15 protein-coding genes and 3 tRNA genes are annotated in these 21,241 nt (G+C 42.7%); 4 read left to right on the top strand and 14 right to left on the bottom strand.

The features are described 5' to 3' along the window. Positions 1-364: 364 nt before the first annotated feature. The 11 genes from CAN34_RS05880 to CAN34_RS05830 all read right to left on the bottom strand — a co-directional run bounded on the left by CAN34_RS05880 (position 365) and on the right by CAN34_RS05830 (position 12,245). The gene (locus CAN34_RS05880; RefSeq protein ID WP_089554855.1) at positions 365-2,566 is read right to left on the bottom strand and encodes a protein-disulfide reductase DsbD domain-containing protein; all 2,202 of its coding nucleotides are present in this window, start codon (positions 2,564-2,566) and stop codon (positions 365-367) included. 48 nt (positions 2,567-2,614) lie between these two features. Then, positions 2,615-3,184 carry a protein-disulfide reductase DsbD N-terminal domain-containing protein gene (locus tag CAN34_RS05875; protein ID WP_089554854.1) on the bottom strand — a complete coding sequence of 190 codons (570 nt, stop codon included), beginning with the start codon at positions 3,182-3,184 and terminating at the stop codon, positions 2,615-2,617. A gap of 353 nt (positions 3,185-3,537) precedes the next feature. Then, positions 3,538-3,969: a type II secretion system major pseudopilin GspG gene (gene gspG / locus CAN34_RS05870; protein WP_089554857.1), complete on the bottom strand. Its 432-nt coding sequence runs from the start codon at positions 3,967-3,969 to the stop codon at positions 3,538-3,540. Positions 3,970-4,534: 565 nt separating this feature from the next. Then, positions 4,535-5,737 (bottom strand): type II secretion system inner membrane protein GspF, encoded by a 1,203-nt coding sequence (gene gspF / locus CAN34_RS05865; protein ID WP_089554853.1) that lies wholly within the window; start codon positions 5,735-5,737, stop codon positions 4,535-4,537. An 81-nt stretch (positions 5,738-5,818) separates the two neighbouring features. Beyond that, positions 5,819-6,928, bottom strand: a complete 1,110-nt coding sequence (locus CAN34_RS05860; protein ID WP_089554852.1) for a hypothetical protein — start codon at positions 6,926-6,928, stop codon at positions 5,819-5,821. A gap of 308 nt (positions 6,929-7,236) precedes the next feature. Beyond that, on the bottom strand, positions 7,237-8,172 hold the full coding sequence (locus tag CAN34_RS05855; protein ID WP_079690760.1) for an AraC family transcriptional regulator: 936 nt from the start codon (positions 8,170-8,172) through the stop codon (positions 7,237-7,239). Between the two features lie 429 nt (positions 8,173-8,601). Then, positions 8,602-8,677: transfer RNA gene (locus CAN34_RS05850), tRNA-His, on the bottom strand. 40 nt (positions 8,678-8,717) lie between these two features. Continuing rightward, positions 8,718-8,794 (bottom strand) — tRNA-Arg (locus CAN34_RS05845). Between the two features lie 95 nt (positions 8,795-8,889). Next, a tRNA-Pro gene (locus tag CAN34_RS05840) sits at positions 8,890-8,966 on the bottom strand. A 246-nt stretch (positions 8,967-9,212) separates the two neighbouring features. Continuing rightward, positions 9,213-10,745, bottom strand: a complete 1,533-nt coding sequence (locus CAN34_RS05835; protein ID WP_254423107.1) for an McrC family protein — start codon at positions 10,743-10,745, stop codon at positions 9,213-9,215. Positions 10,746-10,757: 12 nt separating this feature from the next. After that, the gene (locus CAN34_RS05830) at positions 10,758-12,245 is read right to left on the bottom strand and encodes an McrB family protein (RefSeq protein WP_089554851.1); all 1,488 of its coding nucleotides are present in this window, start codon (positions 12,243-12,245) and stop codon (positions 10,758-10,760) included. Positions 12,246-12,547: 302 nt separating this feature from the next. Between CAN34_RS05830 and CAN34_RS05825 the strand changes: the two genes are divergently transcribed. Both CAN34_RS05825 and CAN34_RS05820 read left to right on the top strand, forming a co-directional pair. Further along, the gene (locus tag CAN34_RS05825) at positions 12,548-13,288 is read left to right on the top strand and encodes a DUF4442 domain-containing protein (protein ID WP_089554850.1); all 741 of its coding nucleotides are present in this window, start codon (positions 12,548-12,550) and stop codon (positions 13,286-13,288) included. A 130-nt stretch (positions 13,289-13,418) separates the two neighbouring features. Next, positions 13,419-13,910, top strand: coding sequence for a RidA family protein (locus CAN34_RS05820; RefSeq protein ID WP_254423106.1), 492 nt, complete (start codon positions 13,419-13,421; stop codon positions 13,908-13,910). Positions 13,911-13,945: 35 nt separating this feature from the next. Here CAN34_RS05820 and gspE read toward each other — a convergent pair whose 3' ends face one another. Beyond that, positions 13,946-15,514, bottom strand: a complete 1,569-nt coding sequence (gene gspE, locus CAN34_RS05815; RefSeq protein ID WP_089554848.1) for a type II secretion system ATPase GspE — start codon at positions 15,512-15,514, stop codon at positions 13,946-13,948. Between the two features lie 308 nt (positions 15,515-15,822). Between gspE and CAN34_RS05810 the strand changes: the two genes are divergently transcribed. Beyond that, a complete protein-coding gene (locus CAN34_RS05810) occupies positions 15,823-16,647 on the top strand; it encodes a thiazole synthase (RefSeq protein ID WP_089554847.1) in 825 nt (274 codons plus the stop codon). Positions 16,648-16,959: 312 nt separating this feature from the next. Next, positions 16,960-18,387: a wax ester/triacylglycerol synthase family O-acyltransferase gene (locus CAN34_RS05805; protein ID WP_089554846.1), complete on the top strand. Its 1,428-nt coding sequence runs from the start codon at positions 16,960-16,962 to the stop codon at positions 18,385-18,387. A 48-nt stretch (positions 18,388-18,435) separates the two neighbouring features. Here the strand turns inward: CAN34_RS05805 and CAN34_RS05800 are convergent, their stop codons facing one another. Together CAN34_RS05800 and dxs are read right to left on the bottom strand one after the other, a co-directional pair. Continuing rightward, entirely contained in the window at positions 18,436-19,263 is an 828-nt protein-coding gene (locus CAN34_RS05800; protein ID WP_089554845.1) for an inositol monophosphatase family protein, read from the bottom strand. A gap of 413 nt (positions 19,264-19,676) precedes the next feature. Beyond that, positions 19,677-21,241: 1-deoxy-D-xylulose-5-phosphate synthase (dxs, locus tag CAN34_RS05795; protein WP_089554844.1), on the bottom strand; the 1,565-nt coding region annotated here is incomplete at its 5' end.

Raw genomic sequence — 21,241 nt, 5'->3', positions numbered from 1 at the left:
ATCATTATTGTCAGTAGAATATATGAGATGATTGATATAACCATTAGCGTCGGCGCTAAACTAGCATAAAAAATTAATATAACTTGGAGATAAAGGGTTGCTATTACGCTGAATAAGGTGCGTTTAGCAATGTTGCTTTATTGTAATGAAAATGTACACACTATACTAGCATTATCGCTGAACAGGACAAAGGTAAATAGCCCGAAGGCAAATGGGCATAAGTGACATAAAACCAAGAGCTTAGCCAAAGACCTATAAAGTGTATTAGAGGAATAAAATAAGCCAATATACTGTCATCACAGTATATTGGCTTATTTGTATTAAGAATCTTAGAAGGGTAAAGCTAAGCGTTATTCGATTTCAATCACTTATTCAGCGCCGTCAAGGTCTCCTCAAACTTTGGACGATCGGTTTCACCAACCTGTTGACCCACTAATTGACCTTCTACATAATATAGCAGTGCTGGCGGGCCAAATAATTTATAGCGCGCTAAGATGGCTTTAGAGTCTTCGGTAGTCTCGGTAATATCAAGTCTGACCAACTGCCAATCTTGCATTTGTGCTGGACGGCTATGGAATAAGTTTTTATCCATAATACGGCACTCAATACACCATTCAGCGGTAACATCGACGATGACTTTAGGGTTGGCAGCGATAATAGTATCTAACTCTGCTAGTGTCGTAATGTTTTCATCTGTCGCGCCGTTATTGCCTGCTGGCTGACCAGTTGTCGATTGATTACCTATAGATTGAATAGACATCGGTGCAGCGCTTAATGACGCTAGCGGATGTAAGCTGTCATCATTACCTAATGCCGCGCCAATGATCAAACAGGCCGCCCAGATACCAGCTAGCAAACCAATGGCTTGGGTCAGCATGCGACCTTTACCCAACCAGCTCCATGCCCATGTCGCCACGACCATAAACCATAATGCCCACACCAGCAGCATCACCGGTGAAATAAAGACACGTTCAATAAGCAATAACGCGACTGCAAATAATAGTAAAGCAAAACCTTGCTTGACCCAGTTCATCCACTCGCCAGCTTTTGGCATAATTTTGCCTTGGGTCGCACCGATTAAAATAAGCGGCGCGGACAAACCAAAACCCAGCATAAATAAAGCGGCAAAACCGAGCAGCGGACTACCAATCGTCGACACCGCAAGCAATGCACCAAATAATGGCGCGGACACACAAGGTGATACCACTAGTGCTGATAAAAATCCAGCCACTAAGCTACCACCAGTACTGCCTAGTTTACTATCACCGGCTTGGCTCAAGCCTTGCATTTTACTACTGATCGCTCGTGGCAAACGGATACTGAAGACGCCCAGCATATAAAGTGCTAATAGTACAAATACTATGGCAAAGCTGATTAGAATAATTGGATTTTGCAACCAACCAATGATACCTAGCGACTCACCAAATACCGCAATTAACGCACCCAAGATACCGTAGGCAGTTGCGACACCTATCGCATAACTGGTGGTCAAAATAACGCCACGTTTAACCGTTGGATTTTGCTCACGGGCGACGATATTGGCAACAATCGGCAGCATCGGTAGTACGCATGGCGTCAGTGCTAAGCCCAAACCGGCTAAAAACAATAAGCCCAATGCCAACCAAGGGTGAGAGGCCAAACCAAATGGATCGCTTTCTACTAAATCATTAGCGGCAGCGGCATCACTGTTAGTAATAGTAGCATCACCGCCTATTGCCCCTCCATCTGCTCCAGAAATCGTATTACTAGCAGTAAGCTCTCCATCTAACGCGCCGTCTTCTAGCAAGGCATAATCAATCACTTCGTCATCTGTCAGCGCTTGTTCTGCTTCAAGACTATCCACATCTGCAGCATTTATCGTTTCTGATGTCGCCGAGTTATTCGCTGCTGCATTGGCATTATCTATAACATTATTATTGTTTGCAGCATTTTGAGCGACTGAATCTTTGGCAGCAGTACTGGCGCTACTTGTCGTAGCCTGTTGCGGTGTCGCAGCGATATTGACGGTGGTTTTAATTTTTTCAGGTGGGTAACACAGCCCTGCTTTAGCACACCCTTGCCAACCAATGACAACCGCCGCATTGTCTACATTTTTGCCCGTACTGCTGGTCAAAATAGTGGTTGCAACCATATTCGACTGATCAAATACTGGTACTTTGCCAAATGTTGGGTCATCTATTAAGACGGGTGATTGACTAAAAGTGAAGGGTGCTGCGCTCACACCAGCAGGTAAAGTGAGTTTAAGCTGATTTTTATAAACATAGTGCTCTGGGGTAATATCAAAATTAATTGATAAGCGCGTCCCAGATTTGGTAGCTTTACTGCTACTAGTGACTTGAAAGGCTTTATCCACTGGCAGAAATTTCGACTGCGTGGCGCTTTGATCTTTACTAAACAGATCGCCCAATCCTGCCGCCTGCGTGGTCATGGTCGTTGCTGTCAGTCCTACAAACAACGAACTACTCGCAATAGCAAAGGCCAATAGATAAGAATTTTTTAAAGGAGTATCTACGGTTAGCGATGGCGTTTTTAGTGAAGAGATGGTTTTTGGTGTCTTAATGGACATGAAGGGCTACCTATTTATTGCTAATATTTGAATCAACCTACTCAAAACCTATTTGCGTGTCACCGCAATATTCAGTGTGGTTTTGATCTTCTCCGGTGGATAGCACAGTCCTGCTTTCGAACAGCCTTGCCATCCAATAATAACCGGCACATTCTTCGCCGCTTTGCCATTATTTGTCGTGAGCGTGGTGGTTGCTACGATACTTTTTTGCGTAAATACAGGTACTTTACCAAAGGTTGGATCATCAATGGAAATAGGCGACTGACTAAAAGTAAAAGGGGCAGCACTTATACCTTTAGGGAAGCTTAAAGTGAGTTTATCTTTATAAACATAATGACCGGGCGTAATAGCAAAAGCGATCGATAAACGCGTGCCCTTAGACGTCGCTTTAGTAGTGCTGCTCACTTGAAATGCTTTGTCGACTGGCAAAAATTTTGATTGCTCGGCACTATTATTACTAAATAGCTCGCCTAGACCTGCAGCTTGGGCAGTCATAGATATCATTGATAATCCCGTCATCAATGAGGTACTTGCAATGGCAAATGCAAGCGCATAAGACTTTTTAGCAGCGCGTTTGTTTATGGCGGCTGCTTTCGATGTTGGCATTATGATGGACATATGATTACCTCTGATGGCTACTTTCAACAATAACTACTTTTAATAACGGATGTTTTTGATCATACAAACTGTCGATAACGGATACTTAAAACTCAAACGTGCTGTGCTGTGCTGTGCTGTGCTAATAATAGTATTGGGATTCAACATACAAAATTATCTGATAAGACGATAGTTTTATATATTTATGTATTCGTGTATTCATAAAAAATATCAACCAATAACGGGTTATTGGTTGATATTTAGCAGTTATTAGACTTGTTGTTATCTGCTTCTAAATTACTTATGCTTATAAACTCGTTGTTACGACGTTATTTATAATTCATAGCACTTATATTTAACGACAATAAACACTACTACAGCTGAGCGTAAATATCAGCATCCTGACCTTCGCCACCTTGCTGAGCATCAGCGCCTAGAGAAAATAGATCATAAGGGCGACCTTCGCTACCGGGAGCGACATATTGCATCTCATTTTCCCAACCATCGGTCGGAAAGCCACCTTTAATATAGCCACCGTCAGGATAATTTTTGGCATCGGCAGGCGGTGTTGTGAGCGCGTCTAAACCTTGCGCTGTCGTCGGATAGCGTGAGTTATCCACTTTATACATATCAAGCGCATTAGAAACGGTTGCGAGCGCCGTTTCGGTGGTTTTTACCCGAGCTTTATCACTCTGACCAACCACTTTTGGCACTACGAGACCGGCAAGAATTGCCAAAATCACAATCACAACCATAATTTCAATCAGAGTAAAGCCTGATTGGCTACGTTTTATAGATAGTGTCAGATGGTCACTGCTAGGGTTTGAAGGCAGTTGGGTATTATTTGCAGCAATCAGTGCTGCCGTATTTACTTGGGTTTTATCAATCATAGTCGTCGCTTTTATTATCACAGTTATATGTAAGTATCGGATTAATAATGAAGTAATGGCAACTATAGACTATGACTTTATTTTTATCTACCACTGCAATAATATTATCACCAATTATTATAAGCACTTAGCATCAATAGTTAGATAGCATTAATAATTAGATAGTATCAATACTTATATTAGCAATTTATAGCGATGACTTTTAAGTACGACTCACTATAACGTAACGGCACATTTGACGAAAGCAAAAGCATTATCCAGTCAACAATATACAACAGTAAGCAAAACTTAAGAAACCTAATCAAAGGTTAAGTCAGAGCTATAGAATATTGATAGGATACAAAAAAAATAACGTATCAGAGCTTTAAAGAGTCAGACACAGTAAATAAGAAGTGAAAATCTGAAAGGTTAAAGAAATCGAGGAAGGGATTAAGAAGCAAAGTACTAGCATCAAAAATCAAACAACATACTTCTCAAAAATCTAGCCTGCCAGATCATTCATATTAACAATCGGCAGCATTACTGCCATCACAATAATCATAACGACTACGCCCATCAAGACCAACATCAAAGGCTCAAGTAACGATAATAGCGTACTGATAAAGTTGGTGGCTTCCGCTTCCTGCATATTAGCGGCACGGCTGAGCATATTTTCAAGCTCACCTGAGTTTTCCCCACTTTTAATCATTTGTACCATCATCGGCGGAAAATATGGCGATTTTTCTAATTGACTGGATAAGCTTGAGCCTTCTGTGACTCGATCGGCAGCGGTAATGATGGTTTTTTGAATATGCAAATTGGTGGTGACCGCAGCGCCAATATGCAACGCCTCGATCAGTGGGACACCGGAGCGTACTAAGATGGCAAGCGTGCTGGCGAAACGCGCGGCATTGAGCCCTTTTGATAACCGTGCCAATATTGGCAATCTTAGTATAATACTGTCTATCGCTAATTTACCTGCTTGCGTCTGGGCACAGCGATAGCACAACAATGCTGTGCCTGCCAATACCAATAGCATCAGCCACCACCATTGGGTAATGGCATTAGACAGGGCAAGAACGACTTGCGTAATCAGCGGTAGTGCTTGCTCGGACTGCTCAAATACTTTGACAATTTTAGGCACCACAAAGCTCATCAGCCCCATAATCACCCCAACTGCCATGACCATCAGCACGATGGGATAGACCATGGCACCTTGTATTTTCTTTTGTAGGGCAAAGCGATTTTCGGTGTAATCGGCCAGCTGATTGAGGATTAAATCTAAATGTCCTGACTTTTCCCCTGCGGCAATGGTAGCGATATAGAGCGGTGGAAAGCTCGCTGCTTGCTGCAAAGCACGCGCCAAACTCAAGCCTTCTAATACATGCGAGCGCACGGCCAGCATGAGAGATTTAATATGAGTTTTTGGTGATTGTTTGGCGACGGCGGCGAGTGTTTCTTCTAACGGAATACCAGCAGCGAGCAATACTGATAGCTGCCGGGTCAAGAGCGCTAACTCATGAGCAGACGGTTTTTTATAGCGGCTTTTATATTGGCTTTGCCTATCATTGACAGCGCTAACTTCAACTGGCGTCCATTGTTTATCACGCAACTGCTGGCGTACTTGCCGCGCAGAGTCCCCTTCTAGCAAGCCTTTTTGGATACCGCCGCGATCGTCGAGCGCTTTATAATGATAAGCGGGCATAGCAGCAGATATCCTAAGGCGGTCAATAATAATGGGTTATAAATAAGTACGTAAACAATAAATTATTTAAACAAAAATAGTTTAAAAAAGCGGTGTAGAGTCGTTACTATCTGGCATTAAGCCTTGCAATAATAAAACATCTAAATGCTGTTGTTGCAATTTTTTATCAAAGTCATTAACTTCAGCAATCAGCATTCTCTCGATGCGCTTATCACTGGCAAAAACACTCAATCGAGCGCAGCTCACGGCCAATTGATAAATGCGTTTTTTACAATAGCTATCTAAACCTTGTAGCAGCCTGACCATATGCGGGGTCTCAAGGCTGGCGTAACCATAATCGCTGACCACTTGCTGGCCAAGCGCTGTAACGCCATAACTGATAGACAAATGAGCGCAGAAATAACAGCTGAATAAGTAGCCAACCACATGACCAATATAGTAACCGCGATCATAAGTAAAGCTACTCACGCCGAAGTGTCCGAGTACATAGCTGTTGAGACTGCCTTGATCATGGATGGGTTTGTCATGTTTTAGCTTACCGATGGTAGCAAAGCATAATGGATTGTGTCCATCCTGCGTCGAAAGCTGCCAACCCGCCGGCTGCTGGGCGGGCATATGGCGCACGATATCCTCGATGATATCATCGACCACATGTAGCTGTTGCCATAAGCGCTCTAGTAAATCTGTATCCATCAAACCGCGCTTATCAAGCTGCTGCGCGAGTAGATATTGCTGGTATTCGGCAAACTGTGTTTTGAGGGTTTGTACTAGATAGGTAGGACGGGTAGCAGCAGAGGCCATATATAATTGGCGCGTACGCTCGTGCTGAGTATGATAAAGCGCCACACGCTGGGCGGCAATGTTAGTGTCGCTAGCAGCAATATTCAGACTTTGCTTTGCAGGTATTTGACTGGCTGTACTTAAGTTAGATGGCTCTACAGATAACTTTTCAAAAGCTGCTGTTTCAGAAAAAGCGGCGTCAGAACTAGGCAAAGTGAATAATGCTAACAATGTCGCTTTATCAAACGTGGCAGTAATGCTATCTTTTTGCTTATTTTTGGACTTATGCTGGATGTTTTTAGCCTTGCCTTTATTATCGTTTTTATTGATATTGGCTTTATTTGTGGCAGACGCAGAAGCGCCTTGTGAGTTATTTGATTTTACGGTTGGCTTTGCGGTCGGTTCAGTCATAAAACACCATCAGCTGCAAAAATAAAAATCCCTTAAGTCATACTATATTACTGACATAAAATATAGCAGGCTTAAGGCTGTCGCACCTAGGCGACTCAGCATTCTATAGTACCTTAACCTACGTACATTGTCAGCCGTGCATTATCGAAATACTATTGATGCAGATAACCCATTAAGCTGGCTCATTAAAGCATAAAATTCATTAAAAAATTATGCAGTCAGTTGAAAACGAAAGGATAAAAGTCTTTGCTATAAAAAGACTTGCTATAAAAGTCTGTATTTTAAAAAGTCTCTATTTTAAATATCAACTAAGCGAGTAGCTGTTGTTGATATTGCTGGCGGTACGCTTTTGGCGATACGCCGTAAACGCGCTTAAATGCTTGACTAAAGGTCGAGTCTGACGCATAACCAACCAGTTCACCAATACGGCTGATGCTGTTTTGCTGCAAGCGTAAATAACGCGCAGCCAGACGTAAACGGTAGTCAATTAAATACGTCAACGGCGGTATACCAACCACATCTTTGAAGCGCTGCGCAAAACTCGATCGCGACATGCCAGCTACCTCAGCAAGCTTATGAATCGTCCAGTTTTTGCTCGGTATTTCATGCATCGCTACCAGTGCTTTGGTTAGAAATGGGTCTTTCATGGCTTTTAGCCAATTGTCCGTGGCTTCAGGCAGACTCTCAATATAAACTCGCAAGCACTCAATCATCATAATACTCGCCCAATGATTGATGATAGCAGTTTTGCCCATACGCTCGTGCTTAGCTTCCAACGTCAGTAGCCGAATCTCTACATCGATAACTTCAAACCGACCTTCAGACTCTTCACTAATTTCAGGTAATATTGATGGTAGTACTGACAATAAAGGACGAATCATCTCTTTATCGTACTTGCATTCAATCAATATCAAAGACGAGCTGGGGTCACCATCACCATGAAGATCAAGCGTGTTCTCTTTACAATTATTGAGCAACTCATCTAATGGCTCGGCGTCTTCACCATGATGATTCAGCGCATAGCTGGTATGCTTATGCGCACTAGGAATCATAATCAGATCACCAGCATGTGCTTCTCGTCGCCCATTACCCACGTCAATACAAAAGCTACCGGACATTACCAAATAAAATAAAATCGTATCTTGTCTAGTGAGGGAATAAGACCAATTACCGGCACCATTTAAACGATAGTATTTCGTTTCAAATAAATGCACATTTTGTAACAACACGCTCAATGCGTCCATCAATCACTTCCTCAATAACAGATACTCGATGACAGATGCTCAATAACAATGGATTCTGCAAAATCTTTCTTATTTCTTAGACGCAAAATCCGACAAAGTCTGCAGAAAATTTATCCCAACATCTTATATTCTTTTTAAAAGGTATCGACTACCAATAATTTTTCTAATATTGATAGTACAGCAAACACATACGTTGGGTAGGCTTTCATCATAAAAGACCCCTCATAAAAAAATGAGAAAAAATAAGAGGAAAGGCTAGCAGACTGTTAGTTAATTAAATAGCTAAGAAGGTTGTAATTATTTAGGAGAATAATATAAAACAGTCAGACACAAAAAAATGCCAAAAGTGGCAGGTGCTGTTATTTTTAAATAGAGTTTTAATAGGAAAGTAGTGATTTGAATTTATAGAAGATAAAGCAGAATAAAATATGGGGCGACTGATGGGACTCGAACCCACGACAACCGAGATCACAACCCGGGGCTCTACCAACTGAGCTACAACCGCCATAACTATTGCCAAGAAAAGGCAAGATTTGCAGGCTAAATGGTGCGCCTGGCAGGATTCGAACCTGCGGCCACCTCCTTAGAAGGGAGATGCTCTATCCAACTGAGCTACAGGCGCTCTTAGAGGACTTTTATATAATTTGGTCAGTTTATAATATCAGAAACCAAACCATTATACATAAAAAAAAGCCTGTAAGGCTCTTAAAAAATAGATGGTCGGAGTGATAGGATTCGAACCTACGACCCTCTGGTCCCAAACCAGATGCGCTACCAAACTGCGCCACACTCCGAAATTTCTATTATCACGATAGTTTTGTTGCTTAACTGGTTATCGGTAATACCGCTAACTCGTTAATGTTCCTTGCTATCGAGGTGCACATATTAAGGGGTAAAGCCGATTGTGTCAACACCTATTTTTAATTAATTTAAAAAAACGGCTAAATTATTTAAAAAACGCTTATTTCTTATGAAATCAGCTCTGACAAAAATTCTTACCACAATAATCATCAATGATGCTTAATCATCGATAGGGCTGATTATACTACATCCGATGCTGGAAGCAAGCCACTGTTTATCGTACCAGTGAGGACATTAAACGGTATGAGCCATAGTTGTGCATAGTTGGTATTCTGATTGGCGTTTTTATTATTATGGATATCGACATTATTAACAGTGTCATTATTATAGGCTTGTTGCTTTAGCACTACTGGTTGTCTCTTATTATCTTGTACCGGATAAACCAGCCAGCATTGTCCTGCTTGGTAAGCCTGCGCATAACTGGTCAATTGATAAGCATCGCTGGCACTGATAGCGCTTGGATTGGCTAAAGGCTTCCATTTAATATCGATAACATGGCTATAACTACCTGACATTCTAGGTGTGAGCGCTTCTTTTTTATTATCCTGACCTTGAAGCCTATCAGCGTGAGTAGCTGATTCCTCACTAGCCGCCTTATATATGAGTAAATCAGGACGAATAGACAGACACGCCTGCCCTTCTGCATCGTTCAGCCATACACTTTGCGCTTGAAACAACGGTTTATAATCTGAACTTACTTGCTGAAATATTGCCGCTATGCGCTGACTTGCCCATTGCTCAAAGGCTTGATTCATATCAATCAATAGACATAAGCGCTGTTGGGCTAGATTTGTGTTAAGTGAGTTTTTTGGTCCAATACTGTTACCGGTAGTAGTGTTTGACTGCTGCAATAGCCAGTAAGCAAAGTCGACTAACTGCTGGGCGGCTTGACATTGCTGCGCTCCAAGCGGTTGAATAGCAAGCTCGTTCTTTGCTCGACTATATACTGACTCTAGGCGCTGCCTCTCATGATGAGTCAGCGTAGGTACTTGCTGCCATGATTGTAAGTATTGAGGTGAGTTCGATTTAGATAATAAAGGCGCTAGCAGCTGCAATGCACTTTTAATCAAGCGGTTACCCAGCATATCTTTACTCAGAATACTTGTCTCACAGACAAACTTATGCGGCTGCATGCTGTTATGGCGCAGTTGCTCTTTGATGAGCAGTCGGCCATGTAGCGCTGCTTGATTATGGGTTTGCGTTTGATAATGCTTAGTCGGTTGATAATGAGCCAAGCGCTGCAAAAACTGCGCGATCAACCAGTCCGACAATGGCAATGCGGCTATCGGTAGCGGTGTTAGTTGGCTACTGAATTGACCTAGATTTTTGCTGTGCGGCAGTTTGCTAGGCAGACTATTGGTCAAATCTGACAGCATGTCCTGCACCCATTGACGGGTTTGTCCTATATCGCTGTTTTGTGTTGACTTATGAAGCTTTGGCAGTATCTCAAGCGTCATGCCACTAGGCAGTAGAATAACACCGATATAGTGCCCAACCTTTAACTGCCACTGTCCTTGCTTGCGTTTAATACTAAATACCGAAAACTCTTGCCCTATTAACCAATGAAAGTCAGATACGGGCAAAAAATCATGTGTCGTTAGGCGCTGGTGCTCAAACACAGTCAAAATATTAGTATCAACTGCTTTAATACTGGCGCTATTAACGTTATCGGCTGTAGCACTACTATCAGATTGTATAACTTTACTTATCACTGCTTAACAACCTTATTGATATAAACGCTGATAGACAAATAGCTTGGCAAACTCGCCTGCCTTAGCGATAAGGTCAGTATTAATCCTATAGCTACCGGTACTGATAGACTGATTGAGAAATGAGTGCTGCCCTGAGAACATTTGGTTCTGGGCAGTTATATTATGCTGACTATCCATCTGATGACTTGAATTATTATTTATTAGCGTTTGGCTATCGTGAATAAACTGCGCGTACATCGGCTGCTGCTCGTCTTTGAAAATATACTGCAAGACAGCAACTTGCCCGCCAGCCGCTTGGGCTAATTGCGGAATGATTTGTTCAATCAGTACCGTTTGTAATTGCTCAAAACTATTCACTGGTAATAAAAATGCGTGACCCAATTGCGCCTCACCTCCTAGCGTTTGGATAATACGATTATTCAAACCGGTCAACAATTTGGCTAAATCTATGGACTCGGTTTCATTTGGCGCTTCTGATTCTTTACTAAGATTAATAATCGGTAAGAGCTCAGGCTGCGGTGGACAGTCAACAAAGCGAAAACGCCGACGTAGCGCCATATCTAATGGTGCTAAAGAATGGTCTTGGGTATTCATGGTGGCATAAATATCAACATTGGCAGGAACGCTAAATGCCCGCCCAGAGTACGCCAAATTAACCGTCATAGCATTCGGCGTTCCAGTACGCTTATCGGGCTCAATCAAGCTGAGTAGTTCACCAAATACCCGTGAAACGTTAGCGCGATTGATCTCATCAATCAATATCGCATAGCGCTGTGCTGGATCGCGTGCCGCACGCTGGCATAGTTTTAAAAATGCACCATCTTGAATGGCATAGCTCATTTGCGATGGGCTGTTATCTGTCTGACTATTACTTACAACCTTACTATTTGATGAGCTGGAGACTGCCATCACAGGGCGAATACCTTCGACAAATTCTTCATAGCCATAAGCTTGGTGAAAGCTGACCATACTAAAGCGCTGCTGGCTAAAGCGTTGGTCTTGGCTGGCACTGTTATCACGCTGCGCCTGCTGAAACTCTGCTAATTGCAGCGATAAATCGGTTAATAATTCAATGCCTTCAGGCAGCAAATACCATGCACCGCTATTGTCCTTATCAAAATAAGCTTGGCTGGCTCTATTTTTATACGTAACCGTTTGTGAGCTGGTTGGACTATGCATTTGCAGCACAGACCATGCCGTATTATTTAAATTTTTCTCTCGTGCGTTTTGCATCGCTTTGGCGACAAAAAATTCATGATTGACAACTTCAGGTACTTTTACTAAGTCTTGTTTTTGCGATTGAAAATCTAAAAATATTAAACAGACAACGTCACGCCAGCTTAACTCGTTCAATAGCTGCTTGAGCAAATCCTCATCATTAGCTCTAGGTAAATAATCCGTATATTCTTTAGCGATTTGTAGTAATCGGTAGGTTTTACCCGTACCAGCGACACCCGTATAAATAATATTGGTCGGCTTACAATGAGACATATCAGGCATAGCATTATCCAGCATTAAAAATCAGGTAAAAAAATATAAAAAAGTGCTAAAAGCTCACCATGATAGCGTGTCTATCTAAATAACATCTAGCGCCGCTATTACTATCGACTAATATGCCGTTACGTCACTGTTATTTTGTAAGCGTGGTAGTTCATGCTAATAATAGTAGCGACTGAGCAGTTAATGTACCATAACTAAAATAGCTGCTAGGATAAAGTGTATTTGGTGACTCATTTATGACATGAGTATTTTAGCCCTAGTATTACTAGCATTGTAAATCCCACTCAAATGAGGAATGTTGTATGTCAGGATTATTAAAAAAACTCCCTATCAAACTGAGCAATAAACTACCCGCTAAAGTATCTGACAACGCAAGATCAAGCGTCGAAAAACCAAACAGCACCCTAAAACCCATCAGCAATCAATTCACCAAACTGTTATCTATCACCAAATACCTGCCTGCTGGTGCACGCTCGAGCATTTTATCAAAAGCGTTTGGTAAAGTGGTACCTTATGTGGGCACGACGGGCATCTATTATGAGACGGTTGAGCCAAACCAAGTGGTGGTCAGTTTAAACAATACCAAAGCGGTGCAAAACCATATCGGCTCCATCCATGCAGTTGCTATTACCTTGCTTGCTGAGACAGCAACGGGCTTTATCTTAGGCTTAAATTTACCCGCTGATCGTGTACTATTGATTAAATCTTATTCGGTGAATTTTTATCGTCCGATTAAAAAAGGGCAAATGGCCGCCGTAGCGAGCTTATCTGATGAACAGCGCTTAGATATTTTAAATACACCAAAAGGCGAGATGGTCATTCCGTGCGTCATTCATGACCGTGAGTCTGACAGTGATCGCGACCCGATCGTGGTCGAGATGACATGGGCTTGGATACCCAAATCTGAATTAGAAGCGCGCCGTCTAGGCAAAGCCAGCGAAAGTTCGGTAGAGTCTGATACTGAGTCTAATACCAAAGCAGCAGTAGAAACCGAGCAAAGCAATCAATCAGCTGCTAATGATGAGGTTGCTACAAGCAAATAATTGATTGATTACTGATGAAAGATACGTAAAAACAGTGTGCTATCTATGATGAAGCATTTTTATAGCGCACTGCGTATAGTAGTTAGTTATTAATAGTAGTTATTTATACACTTATAATAAGGAGACAATGATGTCCAAAATGATTTCCAAAATAGCGCCTACTTTTTTATCCAAGGCATTGCTCATCGGAGCCTGTACATTAGGATTTGCCGCTAGCGCGACGGCGGCACCAGTGACCAATACCGCTACTATCACTAAGTCTAGCCCTGTGTTTTTAGGTGACGGCGGCAATTATCCTTTCTCAGAAGCAGTACGTGTCGGCGATACTTTATATATGTCTGGTCAGATTGGCTTTAAAGATGGCAAGCTGGTCAAAGGTGGTGTCAAAGCCGAAGCCAAACAAGCACTAGATAATATCAATACCACGTTATTAAAATACGGCTATCAAAAGTCAGATATCGTCAAATGTATGGCGATGCTCACCGACATGGACGATTTTGATGACTTTAATAAAGTCTATAAAGCTGAATTGGCTAAGCCCTACCCTGTACGCTCTGCCTTTGGCGTCGCAGAATTAGCGGCAGGCGCGAGCGTTGAGGTTGAATGTATCGCTGCAAAATAAAGATTTCTCTAAAAACCTTACTTTAAAAATCTTATTTAAACGATTAAAGCGTCCTCAAGTAGGGCGCTTTCTTTGGTCACTCGTAGCACTTCTTCTAGCGTTGTACGTCCAGCGATTACCTTGCGTAGACCATCAGCACGAATCGATGGTGTCTTCTGGCGTGCGTACTCTTCTAACTCATATTCGGCAGTATTACTATGAATCATACGACGCAAGGCATCATCAACCGGCACCACTTCATATATCGCCGTCCGCCCTTTAAAGCCTGATTGATTACACTTATCACAGCCGACTGGTCTGGGCAGCTTTATGGATTTACCTGCCAAATTTTCAGCGCCATGGTTAGTTGACATATTGTCAGACACTGGCCCAATACCAATTTCAGTAAACAGTTTGGCTTGTTCGCTATCAGCAGCCTGCCAGCTATGACAGTGGGTGCATAACGTACGCACCAAACGCTGGGCGACCACACCAATCAGTGCTGACGATAATAAAAACGGCTCAACGCCCATATCTTGCAAGCGCGTGACCGCCCCAATAGCCGTATTGGTATGCAGGGTTGATAGTACCAAATGTCCCGTCAAAGATGCTTGCACAGCAATTTCTGCCGTCTCTAAATCCCGAATTTCACCAACCATTACCACGTCTGGATCTTGACGCAACATCGCGCGCAAGCTTTTGGCAAAGGTCATATCGACTTTGTTATTGACTTGCGTTTGCCCAATACCATCAAGCTGAAACTCAATCGGATCTTCAGCGGTCAAGATATTACGGGTCTGATCATTTAAATCGGTCAATGCCGAATAGAGTGTGGTGGTCTTGCCTGAACCCGTTGGCCCTGTCACAAGAATAATGCCATGCGGGCGATGAATTAAGCGTTTTAGTTCACTATAATCATTATCAGACAGCCCTAAATAGGTCATATTCAGACGACCCGCTTGCTTATCAAGTAAGCGCATAACCACACGTTCGCCGAAGCTAGATGGCAATGTCGATACCCGCACATCAACTTCTCGTCCTGCCAGTCGCAAGCTAATACGACCATCTTGTGGCACACGCTTTTCGGCGATATCCAATTTAGCCATGACCTTGATACGCGATACTAATAATGGTGCCAATTGACGCTTTGGCGTGATGATTTCTTTTAGCTCACCATCGACCCGAAAGCGTACAACCAAACGCTTCTCAAAAGTTTCGATATGAATATCTGAGGCATTTAGACGGATTGCTTCGGACAATAACGCATTAATCAGACGAATAATGGGCGCATCGTCTTGTTGATCCATCAAATCTTCAGTTTCAGGGACGCTGTCCGCCAAGCTATCAAGGTCAGGATGGTCTTCTAGTCCAGCGGCGATATGCTGTGATTCGCCTGTGTTGCCAGCATAAGCGGCATTCATGCGTTTTTCAAAATCATCCGAGCTGACGCTTTCATAAGTTGGCACGCCGCGTACGCCCTGCTGCTGTAAAAACCGCACCGCTTCATTAATCGCTGGTAATGGCGTGGCTTTGGTCAGCACCAACGTCGGTGGTAGCTCAAGGTCAATGGCAAGGATGGCCAAAATCTGATGGCGTTTCGCAAAACTGTACGGCAGTTGCATCATAAAGACGACCTAGTGAATGACAAATTTAAAAAACAGCTTAGCAAAAGGTTAGCATTATAAAGGATAAAAAATGTCGATTGCTTAAATCGTTAAACTGAGTAAAGATTGTCAGTAAGCGTGCATGAGTTTGTTATAATAACATTTTGTTTTACGCAAGTAGCAAGGCTTTCATCTGATTTGTTATTTTACCGATGAAGCGCTGCTATTATGAGCTTCCATCCAAAACTACTTCCTGCGTTTAATCATTTATATCACTGCTACCAGTGATTGGTTGTCATCTTTGCTCGCCCGCTATTAGGATTATCGTTATGTCACAAGCTGCAACTTCTACTACCAATGCGCTGCCACTTTCGCAAGATACGTTTACTGTGGGCAGTCGCACCTTTTCTTCTCGATTGCTGGTTGGTACAGGTAAGTATAAGGATATGACTGAAACTGGCGCCGCCATTAGCGCTTCAGCAGCAGAGATAGTAACAGTTGCTATTCGCCGAACCAATATTGGTCAAAATAGAGATGAACCCAATTTACTTGATGTGATTTCACCTGATAAATACACTATTTTACCTAATACGGCGGGCTGTTTTGATGCAGAAACGGCGATTCGTACTTGCAAGCTTGCTCGCGAGCTATTAGGTGGGCATAATCTAGTTAAGCTTGAAGTATTAGGTGACGAAAAAACCTTGTATCCAAATGTGATGGAAACCTTAAAAGCAGCAAAAGTATTGATTGACGATGGTTTTGAAGTCATGGTGTATACCTCAGACGACCCTATCGTCGCCCAAGAGCTTGAAAGCATGGGTTGCGTGGCGATTATGCCACTTGGTAGCTTGATTGGCTCTGGTCTTGGCCTGCTCAATCGTCACACGCTGAGTCTGATTATTGAAAATGCCAACGTACCGGTGTTGGTTGATGCAGGTGTCGGTACGGCCTCTGATGCTGCAATTGCCATGGAGCTTGGCTGTGATGGCGTGCTGATGAACTCAGCGATTGCCAATGCACAAAATCCTGTCATGATGGCACAGGCGATGAAGCACGCTGTTTGGGCAGGACGTCAGGCTTTCTTAGCCGGTCGTATGCCAATGCGCAAAATGGCAACTGCCAGCTCACCGCAGACAGGATACTTTTTTCAGTAGCTTTTCAGCTTATATAGTCGATTTATGGTAAAAAGAGTACAGTATTGCTGGTATGAATTTTTCAAAGCCTTTATTCGCAGCTTTGATTAGAAGCCTCTGTTTGGCGAAGAACACAGCAAGCGAGAAAAATTTATACCAACAGAATGTTGTGACAATTGTACGTGTCTTATTTTTAACTTACGATACATTTAAGAAAAAACCAATTATAAAATAATAAATTTAGCTAGCGAAACTTTAGTCCTTATTCGCTTTGATACACTGTTTTTATATTTTTTATTGCTTATTTAACCTATCGTCATAAAAGGATTTATTATGCGACTTCTCACAGCAGTCGACCAGTTGTTCTTACTTCTTGAGTCGCGTAAACAACCCATGCATGTCGGGGGTCTATTTCTATTTGAATTGCCAGAAAATGCCGATAGCAATTTTGTTTGTCAGTTAATAAAACAGATGCAAGATTCTGATGTACCGCCCACTTTTCCCTTTAACCAAGTACTTGAGCATCTGATATTTTGGAAAAAAGACAAACATTTCGATGTTGAGCATCACTTGCATCATATCGCTCTACCCCAGCCGGCACGCGTACGTGAACTGCTGATGTATGTCTCAAGAGAGCATGGTCGGCTGCTAGACCGCGCCATGCCGTTGTGGGAATGTCATGTCATTGAAGGTATTCAACCAGAAAGCGAAGGCAGCCCTGAACGCTTTGCCCTGTACTTTAAGATTCATCATTCTTTGGTTGATGGTATTGCTGCCATGCGCCTCGTCAAAAAGTCCTTATCACAATCGCCCACCGAGCCAGTTACGTTGCCAATTTGGTCTTTAATGGCACGCTATCGCAATCAAATCGATGCTATTTTACCCAAAGAGCGCTCTGCGTTACGAATCCTCAAAGAGCAAGTATCTACGATTAAACCTGTATTTACAGAACTGCTGGATAATCTAAAAAATTACGGCGATGATAGTTATGTCAGCACCTTTGCCGCGCCGATGAGTGTTCTCAATAAGCGCATCTCAGCATCACGGCGAATAGCAGCACAGTCTTATGATATACAGCGCTTCAATGATATTGCCGAGCGATTAAATATTAGTAAAAATGATGTGGTTCTCGCTGTATGCTCTGGCGCAATTCGTCGTTATTTACTCTCTATTGATGCTTTACCTAGTAAACCACTTATCGCCTTTGTACCGATGTCTTTACGTACGGATGATAGCGTGGCGGGCAATCAGCTGTCGTTTGTATTGACCAATTTAGGCACGCACCTAGATGATCCATTAAGTAGAATTGAGCTCATTCATCGCAGTATGAATAATGGCAAACGCCGTTTTCGGCGGATGAATCAAGCGCAAGTCATCAACTATAGTGTGGTCTCTTATGCTTGGGAGGGGATTAATTTGGCGACCGGTCTATTCCCTAAAAAACAAGCTTTTAACCTTATCATCTCGAATGTCCCTGGCTCTGAAAAGCCGCTATACTGGAATGGGGCACGTCTACAATCCTTATATCCCGCTTCGATTGTCTTTAATGGACAAGCGATGAATATTACGCTGGCAAGCTACTTGGATAAAATTGAATTTGGTATTACCGCTTGTAGTAAAGCATTACCGCGGATACAAGACATGCTGATTTTGATAGAAGAAGAATTGCAGCTATTGGAAAGTTTCAGTAAAGAGCTTGAGTTTAAGGGTATAACCGTTGAAGATAAAAGGGTTAAAAAAACAAAAAAGCTGGCTCCATAACGGAACCAGCTTTTTTTACTTAATATTAAAACGAATGACTATAAGCGACTATACCGCGTCGCCCCACGCTGGTACAACCACTTGCATCAAAGGTTTTAATAATTTTATATTACAAGCAAAAATAGAGCCTGATGTCATCGAGTTATGCGCACCTGTATGATCAACCACCACACCGCGTGCTTCGGTGACGATAAGCTCACCAGCAGCAATATCCCAAGGCTTGATTGACATCTCAAAGTAGCCATCAAAACGACCAGCAGCTACATAGCACAAATCAAGCGCTGCTGAACCTAAGCGGCGAATTTGACCACCCGCTTCAGAAATCTTTTGTAAGCTTTCGAAATGCTCTTTTGCATAAGAAATCACTTCACCATTGCGCTTACGCTCAAGAGGATGACCGGTGGTGAATAAACCACCTTCAAGCGTTTTGCGTTCGCTGACGTTGATACGGCGCTGGTTTAAACGTGCACCCTTACCACGGCTGGCAGAAAACATCTCATCACGGACGGGATCATAAATGACACCGTGCTGGGTAACGCCTTTATGTTGTACCGCGATAGAAACACAAAACTGTGGTACGCCATGAACGAAGTTTTTGGTGCCATCTAGCGGATCAATAATCCAGCACCAATCAGCATCTTCACCGCGACCTTCTTGCATGCCAAATTCTTCACCCAAAAACGAATGATTCGGATAACTGGCTTTTAGCGTCTCAATCGTCAGCTCTTCGCTAAAACGATCAATACGTGTGACCAGTCCATCAAGTCCTTTTGACTCAATATCCAGCTCGATTTTGTGACGGTTTTGATGCGCGTATAAAATCTCTTTACCGACTTTTTCAGCAGCACGCGCTGCGATGACGACCATGGGTTCCATAAATAACCTGCTTGTTTGATGAATGAATATTGCTTGATAAATACTAATTGATAGAGAACACTTATAAAATTAACGAAAAATAAAGCCAGCTTGCAAAACCTGCATTAAAATTATGCCATTACCGCTCGAAACTATTATAGTTTATAACCATCACAGCTTAGAACCACAGTCGCTTAGCAAACCATAATTAATGGTTGCTATCAGTCGCACCGCCCAAGTTGTCAAATAATTTACACCTACGGCAAGCAGGCGATATTTTGGCATAAAAATACATGCTTTATTTTTTACTACGCTATTTTATCAATTTTTTACGAGCTATTGTTACTATTGTTACTTAAGTCACTTATTATTTTTATAATTCAGCGGTCGGTTACTTAAGATACTTCTTTAAAATGAAAACTTAAAGCCAGTATTTAGCACAACAGCTTATGCAGCTGCTGGACTACGCCCTCTACATCTAAACCGCAATCAGCCATTTGTTCGGCTTGAGAGCCATGCGCAACAAAGCGATCAGGGATACCTATATTACAGATGGTTGGACGATTGACTTTAAAAGCAGCAGATTCGTTTAGTAAATATTCATTTACTGCACTGCCAGCGCCGCCCATAATCATATGTTCTTCTAAAGTAACTATATGAGTGATACCTTGTGCTAATAGATTTTCTAACAGCTTAGTATCTAAAGGCTTCACCCAGCGCATATTGACCACATGCATCTGACAGCTTGATGCTAATGAAGGATCAGAAGTGATAACTTCTGCTGCTTGTTCAGCCGTTGCAACCATGGTGCCAAATGCTAATAACGCCAATTTATTGGGCGCATCATCTTGACCCAATACCGACTCTACCACCGCTTCACCAATATTATAAACTTGTGCTGGCTGAGTAATAGTCGCTCCAGTGCCTACACCGCGTGGGTAGCGTACTGCCGTACACCCTTGATATTCATAACAAGTATTTAGCAAATGATAGCATTCGTTTTCATCTTTTGGCGCCGCAATCAGCATATTAGGCACGCAACGTAAAAAGGCAAAATCGAATACACCAGCGTGAGTTGCGCCATCTTCACCGACTAAACCAGCACGATCAATCGCAAACATCACATCAAGGTTTTGCAGAGCAATATCGTGAATAAGCTGATCATAACCGCGCTGCAAAAAAGTCGAATAAATCGCGACAATTGGCTTGACGCCTTGGGTAGCCATGCCGCCAGCCAGCGTCACTGCGTGTTGCTCAGCAATGGCAACATCAAAAAAACGTTTTGGGAATTGACGAGCAAACTCAATCATCCCCGACCCTTCTTCCATGGCTGGGGTAATTGCGAGTAGCTGATCGTCATCTGCCGCTTTATCACATAAGAACTGTCCGAACACTTGCGAGTATTTTAAAAGGGCTTTGCTTGGGTTTACACTGACTTCTGCAGCTTTAGTATCATCCTCAAAAGGCAATCTGCTAATGGCGTGATAGCCCACTGGATCAAGTTCAGCTGGTCCAAAGCCCTTGCCTTTAGTGGTATAAATGTGCACTAAAACCGGACCCTTTACTTGCTTTGCAATCGATAATACGCGCAGCAGCTCAGGAATATTATGACCATCAAAAGGACCAAAATAAGCAAAGCCAATGGCTTTAAATAGATTGTCCTCTAGTTGCGGTACATCGCGCAGCTCTTTATGACGCTTACGTCGGTCAAAGGCTTGCATATCAGGGCGCTGACATAATATCGGCTCGCCGGTATCAGAGATATCAACCTGATATCCTGACTCCCATAACACCGCTAAATGACGTGAGAACCCACCAATAGAGCACGATATCGACATATCATTGTCGTTTAAAATCACCATCAAATCAGCATCTTGTTGCACGGCATCGTTCATGGCTTCAAAGGCCATGCCGCCTGTCATCGCCCCATCGCCAATACTACAAGCAACCGTTTGCGAAAGCCCTTGATAGCGTAACGCTACGCTCATGACTAGACCTC

The sequence above is a fragment of the Psychrobacter sp. DAB_AL32B genome (assembly GCF_002224105.1).
In the GTDB taxonomy this organism is placed as follows: Bacteria; Pseudomonadota; Gammaproteobacteria; order Pseudomonadales; family Moraxellaceae; genus Psychrobacter.
Note: the sequence above shows the minus strand (reverse complement) of the source record. Positions and strands in the feature narration are given on the sequence as shown.